We start from the raw sequence: 7563 nt of genomic DNA, 5'->3' as shown, positions 1-7563 counted from the left end.
CGGTCAGAATGACCGTGGCGTTACCTCCCGATATCCATCGCGATCTACTTACCTATCCCAGTCTTTTGCGAAACGCCGGATTTCTCATGGAGGTGGTTAGTCGTGAGTGGTGAAACAGTCCGAGAGCAGAGATATTCTTATAGTTCCGATAGGCATTATGAGTGGGGTTCATGTCCATCAGGACTTGCGTTCATGCAATGCCAGACCGAATGCTCAACTGGCTCAACGAACGCAAGGTTAATCCCGTAAGCCCCATCAGCAGTATTACATATAGATCCGTAGTCGTTGTAAGACCCAGCCTAGGCACGGCGAAGCCTGCGGCAAACGCCGGCAGGCTAAAAGCGAGGTAACTGAAAACGTAGTAGCTTGCCATCAGCCCAGCACGCTCATGGACGTGAGCAAGTGGAACGAGAGTGCGTAACGAGCCCTGAAAAACGAGACCGAGGCCGGCGCCAGAAGTTGCGGCTCCTACAAGGAATGCGGCGAGATATTTAGCATGTAATCCGAACAGGATGACTGGAAGGCCGAGCAGGACGAAGATGGTGCCGCGCCTCAGCATTATAATCGCTTCGCCCTTGCGGCGGATCAACATCGCCATAAGGGCCGCACCCATGACCGATGCGCTCTCCCAGCCACCGAGGAGCGGATCGGACAACCCATCATTGGCCAGTTGTGCAACAGCCGGGCCAAGCGACAACAGCAACCCAGCAAGCGCCCAGACAGCACAATTGGCAGGCATCACCATGAGCATTGCAGCGCGAGCCTGCTGGGGCACATGTATACGTGGCTTGAGCGAAGCAAGCGCCCCTGGCATTGGTGAAACTGTCTCGGGCAGTGCTAGAATTGCGGGAACGAACAGCACCAGGGATATAAAGATCAACGCGAAAATCAGATGAAGTGGATGGGGCGCGTAGCGCGCTAGGACTGCGGAAAACAGGGCGAGTCCCCCCATTGAACCCATCGGTACCATGCCGCTGATCAGGCTTCCTTGGTTACGGTTGGCGTCTTGCAAGCCCGCGCTAAGCGCGCTGGTGGCTATGCCAGTGGCCAGCCCCTGCAAGGCTCGGCCACGAAGCACGTCGCCAATTCCAGCGGCAGTGGCGAACTGCCACATTGCAACGGCTTCGATGAAAAGGGCAACGAGCACAACCTTGCGCCTTCCAACATGATCGGAAATCGCGCCGAAACAGAGAAAGGCCGCCAGCAGGGTCAGAGCGTAGACTGCAAAGGCTGCCTGTAACATCGGCACAGATACCTGCCATTGCACCCGATATAGTGAGTAGAGCGGTGTCAGAGCGGCTGATGCGCCGACAAATACGAACAGCACAGAGCCGTAGGTCCATAAGAGACGTCGTGTGGGAAGCGGTGTCATGGACGTATCCCAATTAAAGCTTAGAATGTGCGTTAGCCACTATTGGCGCACTGACGCGCAAAAGCAATATATTTGCATTAAGGAGAGAGGCATTATGTCGATGAAGCAGGCTACGCGACCCGGAGGCCGAAGCCTGCGCGTGCAGCAAGCCGTGCACGCGGCAGTTCGGGCCTTAATCGAAGAAATCGGTCGTGACGCGTTAACCGTGCCACAAATAGCGCAGCGTGCTGGTGTGACGCCTTCGACAATCTATCGTCGCTGGGGCGACCTTATGACGTTGGTGAGTGATGTCGCGCAGCGCAATCTTCGGACTGAGTGTCCAATCGAGCCGACAGGCCATGTGGCATCTGATCTGGCCGCGTGGGCGGACATATATCAGGAGGAAATGGACTCTACGCCTGGGCGTGAAATGATGCGTGATGTCCTACGTGGCTGGGACGGTACGAGAGCCGCATGCGGGCTGTTAGACGCGGTGCGCTCCACGGTTGAAGCTATTCTCACCACCGCCGACCCACCGGTCTCCCTGTCTGCAGACAGCGTGATCGATGCAATTTTTGCACCAATTTTGATGCGACTAGTATTTGCTGACGCGCCCTTACCTCAAGGGCTGGGCCGCGAAGCGGCGTTTCGTGTAGTGGCGACGGCCCAAGCGAGCGCATGATTTGTCGATTTTTGCCAGTCTTGTTGTCAGCAAGACGTGGGCGCTCTTAGGCGTTGAGGACGTCAAGCGCGGGCGCGAATTGTTCGCGCTTGGCCAGATCGACCATAACCGTCGGGATCATTAGTCGTTTTTCGGCGATAGGAGAGGCTTACACGCCGTGGATTGGGGGCGGTGAGGTAGTCGTCAAGTTTCATGACAACGCTGCAGGCGAATGGTGAGAGGGCGGAGACTCCGATTGCATCTGGATGGTCGCCAGCATGCGCCGCCTGATCAGGCCGCTGACCGGGCGGATCAAATACCAATAGGGCGTGAAGCGACGTCTGGCCTGGTCCGTGACACAAAACACGCGGGTTTCCGTCACTAGCCGTTGGGTGCCTTGTGGTCCTGGCTGGATGGAAAAGCCAAGCGCTAGCTTGCAGACGTCGTCATGGCGTGGGGTGAGAAAATCGTCCGTTGAAGAAATGTTGCACAATCCGTAATCCGCCTGCCAAAATGCGCCGACAAGGCCGTAGACGAGAGCTGTATCGCCCTGTCGCTCCAGTAGCGTGAAGTCGGTGAGCTCCAGATGTCGTTGTCGTGCGCGACCCAATAGCCGGGTGGGCATTTCGCGCAGGTGGATGGCGGCGCGGATCAGTGGATCGTCTTCATTCCGCCAAGCCGCCACTGTATTCATGATACGGCTGGCTGGGGCAGCGATATCAACGCTATGCCGCTCGCTGAAATTGAAGTGCGTTAGGAAACAGTCCAACGGGTTCATTGGTGCCTTGGTTCTCCGTCCGGAGAGTTGAGGTGGACCCTGTTTTTGGATAGGGCGATAAGCTCTCATGACCGTCATTTGGTGCATGTAACCGGATGCAGCCTACATCAAACTTGGGTCTGGTGTGACCAAAAACTGACGAGGAATCTGACGGGTGCGCCGCGAGCCGATCAATGGCGAATGATCATGCTCTACATGAGCGGATTTCATCGCTACAGATCGAGGGTTTGCGAAGGCAAGAAAGATAAATTGAACATCAGATAAAAAACAGAGGAACGATGGTCAGCCTTATGATTCTGCAACCGCTGGCGATGAAATGCAACAAAATTTCCCATCTACGCATCTTATTATCTATTTCACGCAACAAATGTCGTTGACTGGCAACAGAAGCTGATGTAGGTGCATCAGGTAATCGAGATTTTGCATCAGATCGGGTTTTGCGCATGGAACACTTCTCAATCATTCAGGCGCTTTGCAGGTCGGCTATGGCCGACCCTTCAGCAGCCCTGCGTAAGCAGGTCGAACGACTGCGTGACGCACTGACTAAGGATGGTGAGGAAAAACAGGCTGCGTCGCTTACGGGAATTCTAAAGGCTGCGGAACGTTTGAAGGAAATAACCCCCAGTCGGATTGAGCGGTCCCGTGCATATCTTTCGGGAGAAACACTTGGTCGAAACACTCCGGTGCCGGTTGACCGCGAGACGGCTGCACCTCTGGCGGAGATTATTTTTCCAGGAGAAATTGACGGGACTGCGCCCCTTTTCAATGCCACCGTATCGCAAGCCATTGGTACGATAGTTGATGAATGGACAAATTTTGAGGCGCTCGCGACTGTAGATATTCTTCCCGCCAAGACCTGTCTGATTTATGGCCAGCCAGGGACGGGTAAGACCCGGTTGGCTTTTTGGATTGCACGTAAGCTCGATCTTCCTGTCGTTCTTGTGAAACTTGATGGTCTTGTGTCATCATTTTTGGGAACGACGGCACGAAATATTGGGAATTTATTTACATTTGTTAATCGATATCGTTGCATCTTGCTTCTTGATGAATTCGATGCCATCGCGAAAGTTCGTGACGATCCACAAGAGGTCGGCGAGATCAAGCGTGTTGTGAATGCATTGCTTCAAAATTTGGATGTAAGGCAGAATATCGGCTTCACGATTGGCATTACCAATCATCCGAAATTGCTTGATCCGGCAGTATGGAGACGCTTCGAAATTCAGCTTGAGATTCCTACTCCTGATTTTGAAGTGAGGAAGGCCATTGCTGCTCATTTTATGCCGCCAGTAAAAGCCCCGGATAGCCATCTTCGCATGATCGCATGGTTTACTGAAGGTTCGACTGGAGCCGAGATTGAATCACTGGTTCGCACATACAAAAAGGCAACAACGGTGCGAGAAGAGGATCGACCGGGTTTGCTGGATACGCTGCGACAGTTCGCAACACTCAATGCAGCGCGTATTCAAAGTGAGCGTCGCGCACTGCTATTCGGCGAACCAGTTCATCTCTTCAGGGCCATGCGTGATGATCCCATCCAGGGGTTTTCAATGGCGGATATCGGCGACATCGCAGGCAAAGATAAATCGACTGTCAGCCGGTGGCTTGGCCGTCAGGCCAACGCGGCAGACGATAAGGGAGTGACGCATGGCTAGTCCCATTCAAATCGTCCTCAATCCCGAAAATTTCGGGGAAGCGCGTGAGAGCGGCGGTGGGGGCGGTCGCAAAGATTTCTATGCGAAGCGCGATCGTGAGTTCAGTGCCCATAAAGCTGCTCTTATGGGGCAGATCGACACGATCTCAGGAGTTCTTGCCTCGCAGTCCCAAGGGCCAATTGGCTATGTCAAAGTCACCTTGAAAAAGGAGGCTTGGGCTAAAAGCCATCGGCCCGTCGGAGCACTTTTTCGACCAGATCGCGTACCAGTCGTTGGCGGTGGAGATCTGGGGGTAATGATCGTTGAAGGTAGTCCCTCCGGGCTGGCTCAGGTTAAAACTGAGATCGCAAAGGCCGAAACACAGACGCGTATGCGGTTAGATGACAAGACGGGAAAAGAAGTTCCTCACCCGTCAGTGCAGAAAAGTGAAACTGGCGCGATCGAGCGGCTCGATCTGTATGGAGCGTCCGATAAACGACGTTTTTCCGTAGAAGAAGCTGTTTCCTGGCTCTCGAAGCCGCTCACAGGCAGTGCATACGAGGTAGAACTGTTTAATGTTTTACCTCCACGGTCAGAGTGGGATCGTCTCGACGCTTCACACCGTCGCTTGGTTGAGAGCTTCATTCAGGGCTTTTTTTCCCTTGGATACAGTATGTCAGTTGAACGGCTACCAAGCTGGCAGCATCGACTTCCGGTATTAGCTGTTCGTTTGGATCAGGCGGCCGATGGGGCCGTGCTGCGTTTAACCGGGCCAACAACTGAACGTCGGGAATTGGCACCATTCGATTCAGATATCCAACGTCACACACAGCTTCTAGAGTTTCTCGACAATCACCCGTTGGTGAGGCGTATCGAGTTGCCTGGTATGGTTGTGCGCTCGGAGCAGCCTTCTGCTTCCAATCGAGCACGCCCTACAAATATGGATTTGCCTGTACGCGATACAAGGCGAACTCATCCGAGGATTGGTATCATTGACGGTGGGATTAGTCCTGCGCTGGCAGACTGGGTTATAGATCGCTGGGATATTCTGGCAGATGAAGACAAGGATCTTTCCCATGGTACATTTATTGGTGGCCTTGCTGTAGCTGGTGCCAGTCTTAACGGTACAGAAACTTGCCCTGAGCCTGATGGAGCGGAGCTGATTGATCTCGCGATTTTTCCAAATCAACAGAAAACAACAGATTTTCCATCATATTACGCAGGTGGTCTGCCGCAGTTTTTTGATGAGTTGGACGCAGCTGTTGCAGATGCACGCGCTCGTTTTGGCGTGCGCGTATTTAATATGAGCTTGAACATTCTTCAGCCTACAGCTCCCGATCGATATAGTCCGCATGCTATCCGTCTTGATCGCATCGCTGAGGAAAACAACGCCGTCGTGTTTGTATCAGCCGGCAATATTCAGCCGCAAGATATGCGACCGGAGTGGCCAGCAGATCCATCGACTGCGCTGTCAAACTTAGCGATAGCTAGAAATGATAATTTGCTTCTTCCGGCAGAAAGTGCCCGTAACGTAACAGTGGCGGCTCTTAATCCTCCAGGTGCAAACGGATGTTTACCCTTTGCCCCGGCACGTTACAGCCGCCGAGGGCCTGGTCTGCGTTCTGGTGTAAAACCGGATCTGGCCCATGTCGGAGGTTCTGGCACACCACAATCAACGCTTGGTCATGGCCTGTTTTCCGTTCTTCCTGATGGTACGATCGTCGATGGTTGCGGTACCAGTTATGCCGCTCCATTGGTGGCAAAAACGGCGGCTGTCCTCGATCATGCAATCGAGGGTGAGGTATCTCGGGAAACCTTAATTGGGTTGCTTGTTCATAATGCGGAAATTCCGCAACCATTGCGGCCAAAGCCCCTTCTGCCTGTTGCGCGACATTTAGTCGGTTTTGGGATGCCTCCTTCAGCTCAGCAAATCTTGGAGACAGACGACCATTCAATTACCTTGGTTTTTGCGTCTCGTATTCAACTTGGGCAGCAAATCAATTTTAGATTTTCGTGGCCAGCATCTCTGGTAACCCCTGAAGGTAAGTGTCGAGGGCATGCCAAACTTACGCTGGTGTCCACCCCTCCGCTGGATGCACGGTTCGGCTCAGAGTTCGTTAGGGTCAATGTTAACGCAACACTTCAGCAAGAGCAGGAAAAAGGATGGAAGGGCAGGCTTGATCCTCTTTATCTTCCGTCTTCGCGAACATCACCCGCAGTGGAGTCTGTGCTCATTGAGCACGATTTAAAATGGAGCCCTGTAAAGGTCTTTGAAAAAACCTTTCCGCGTGGAGTGGGGCCTTCCTCGAACTGGCGGCTGTTTGTAGAATATTTATTACGAGCAGGGGAAAACATGCCGGAGGGTGGTGTATCGTTCACTGCTATTCTCACTATCAGTGATCCTGACGGAGAAGGGGCTGTGTTCAATGATATGCGCCAAAGTCTTCAGGCTATAGGTAATCAGATCGCGGATATTCGTACGGCTGCCCGTATTACACCACGCGTTTGATCCAAAACTCTTATGCCAAAATGGCGTCCTTAAACAGCTAATACCAAAGATTGTCGGTATCGGGGGCTGCGTGCCCCCGCAACCATCTGAACTTGCGATGCGAACGCATCACGAACCCCAGTCCGGAAACGGGCTGGGGTTTTCGTTTGTCCGCCTGATGCCACCATCAGAATGCCCGCGAGATCGCCCCGGACATTGATCTGGAGGCCCTTGTCGGACGGCGTGAGGATGATCGCCTCGATCAGAGAGCGGATCACCTCGGCCGCCTCCTGGCGCTTCTCGTCCAGCTCGGAATGCAGCATGTCGTGCCGGCGCGCGAGTTGCCGGTGGTAGAATTCCGCCATCTGGGGATGGAGCAGGGGCGGGGGTGCCTCGGCAGTCGCGAGGAACTCCGTCAGCTCCGCCTTGCGGGCCTCGAGCTTGGAGCCGCGCTCCTTGACCGTTTCGATTGAGATGGCTTCCGAGAGGTAGAGATCCATCAGGCGCTGGATGTCGCGCTCGACCCGCTTCAGTTCTGACTCAGCCGCGCCGATGTCGGCGGACGCCTCCATGCGCAGTCGGTTCATCTCGTCTGTGAACGCCGTGCAGAACTCCGCGAACAGGTCCGGGTCCATGAGATGCTGGCGGAGCGCG

Annotated in this window: 6 protein-coding genes and 1 pseudogene; 4 read left to right on the top strand and 3 right to left on the bottom strand. The window is 54.0% G+C overall.

Annotation, left to right across the window (positions count from 1 at the left end; genetic code table 11):
• The first annotated feature begins 8 nt into the window (after window positions 1-8).
• On the top strand, window positions 9-113 hold the full coding sequence (locus GEU01_RS27635) for a hypothetical protein (protein ID WP_408734722.1): 105 nt from the start codon (window positions 9-11) through the stop codon (window positions 111-113).
• Between the two features lie 77 nt (window positions 114-190).
• On the opposite strand, the gene GEU01_RS23270 is transcribed toward GEU01_RS27635, so the two are convergent.
• Window positions 191-1372 carry an MFS transporter gene (locus GEU01_RS23270; protein ID WP_042710950.1) on the bottom strand — a complete coding sequence of 394 codons (1182 nt, stop codon included), beginning with the start codon at window positions 1370-1372 and terminating at the stop codon, window positions 191-193.
• Between the two features lie 94 nt (window positions 1373-1466).
• On the opposite strand from GEU01_RS23270, the gene GEU01_RS18280 reads away from it, so the two are divergent.
• A complete protein-coding gene (locus GEU01_RS18280) occupies window positions 1467-2033 on the top strand; it encodes a TetR/AcrR family transcriptional regulator (protein ID WP_026018863.1) in 567 nt (188 codons plus the stop codon).
• Window positions 2034-2223: 190 nt separating this feature from the next.
• On the opposite strand, the gene GEU01_RS18270 is transcribed toward GEU01_RS18280, so the two are convergent.
• On the bottom strand, window positions 2224-2790 hold the full coding sequence (locus tag GEU01_RS18270) for a hypothetical protein (protein ID WP_019087230.1): 567 nt from the start codon (window positions 2788-2790) through the stop codon (window positions 2224-2226).
• Window positions 2791-3233: 443 nt separating this feature from the next.
• Here GEU01_RS18270 and GEU01_RS18265 point away from each other — a divergent pair, with 443 nt between their 5' ends.
• Entirely contained in the window at window positions 3234-4442 is a 1209-nt protein-coding gene (locus tag GEU01_RS18265; RefSeq protein ID WP_019087229.1) for an AAA family ATPase, read from the top strand.
• Window positions 4435-6930: a S8 family peptidase gene (locus tag GEU01_RS24895; protein ID WP_081500017.1), complete on the top strand. Its 2496-nt coding sequence runs from the start codon at window positions 4435-4437 to the stop codon at window positions 6928-6930. Before GEU01_RS18265 ends, GEU01_RS24895 begins: the two co-directional genes overlap by 8 nt.
• Window positions 6931-6959: 29 nt before the next feature.
• Here the strand turns inward: GEU01_RS24895 and GEU01_RS18260 are convergent.
• Window positions 6960-7563 (bottom strand): annotated as a pseudogene (locus tag GEU01_RS18260) (recombinase family protein); the annotation flags it as partial.

This window comes from Komagataeibacter europaeus LMG 18890 (genome assembly GCF_000285295.1).
In the GTDB taxonomy this organism is placed as follows: domain Bacteria; phylum Pseudomonadota; class Alphaproteobacteria; order Acetobacterales; family Acetobacteraceae; genus Komagataeibacter; species Komagataeibacter europaeus.
This window is presented reverse-complemented; position numbering and strand designations above follow the sequence as displayed.

Bases quoted from the DNA above. Each gene is read 5' to 3' on its own strand.
- GEU01_RS18265 (WP_019087229.1), top strand. From the start codon at position 3,234: ATGGAACACTTCTCAATCATTCAGGCGCTTTGCAGGTCGGCTATGGCC.
- GEU01_RS27635 (WP_408734722.1), top strand. From the start codon at position 9: ATGACCGTGGCGTTACCTCCCGATATCCATCGCGATCTACTTACCTAT.
- GEU01_RS18280 (WP_026018863.1), top strand. From the start codon at position 1,467: ATGTCGATGAAGCAGGCTACGCGACCCGGAGGCCGAAGCCTGCGCGTG.
- GEU01_RS24895 (WP_081500017.1), top strand. From the start codon at position 4,435: ATGGCTAGTCCCATTCAAATCGTCCTCAATCCCGAAAATTTCGGGGAA.
- GEU01_RS23270 (WP_042710950.1), bottom strand. From the start codon at position 1,372: ATGACACCGCTTCCCACACGACGTCTCTTATGGACCTACGGCTCTGTG.
- GEU01_RS18270 (WP_019087230.1), bottom strand. From the start codon at position 2,790: ATGAACCCGTTGGACTGTTTCCTAACGCACTTCAATTTCAGCGAGCGG.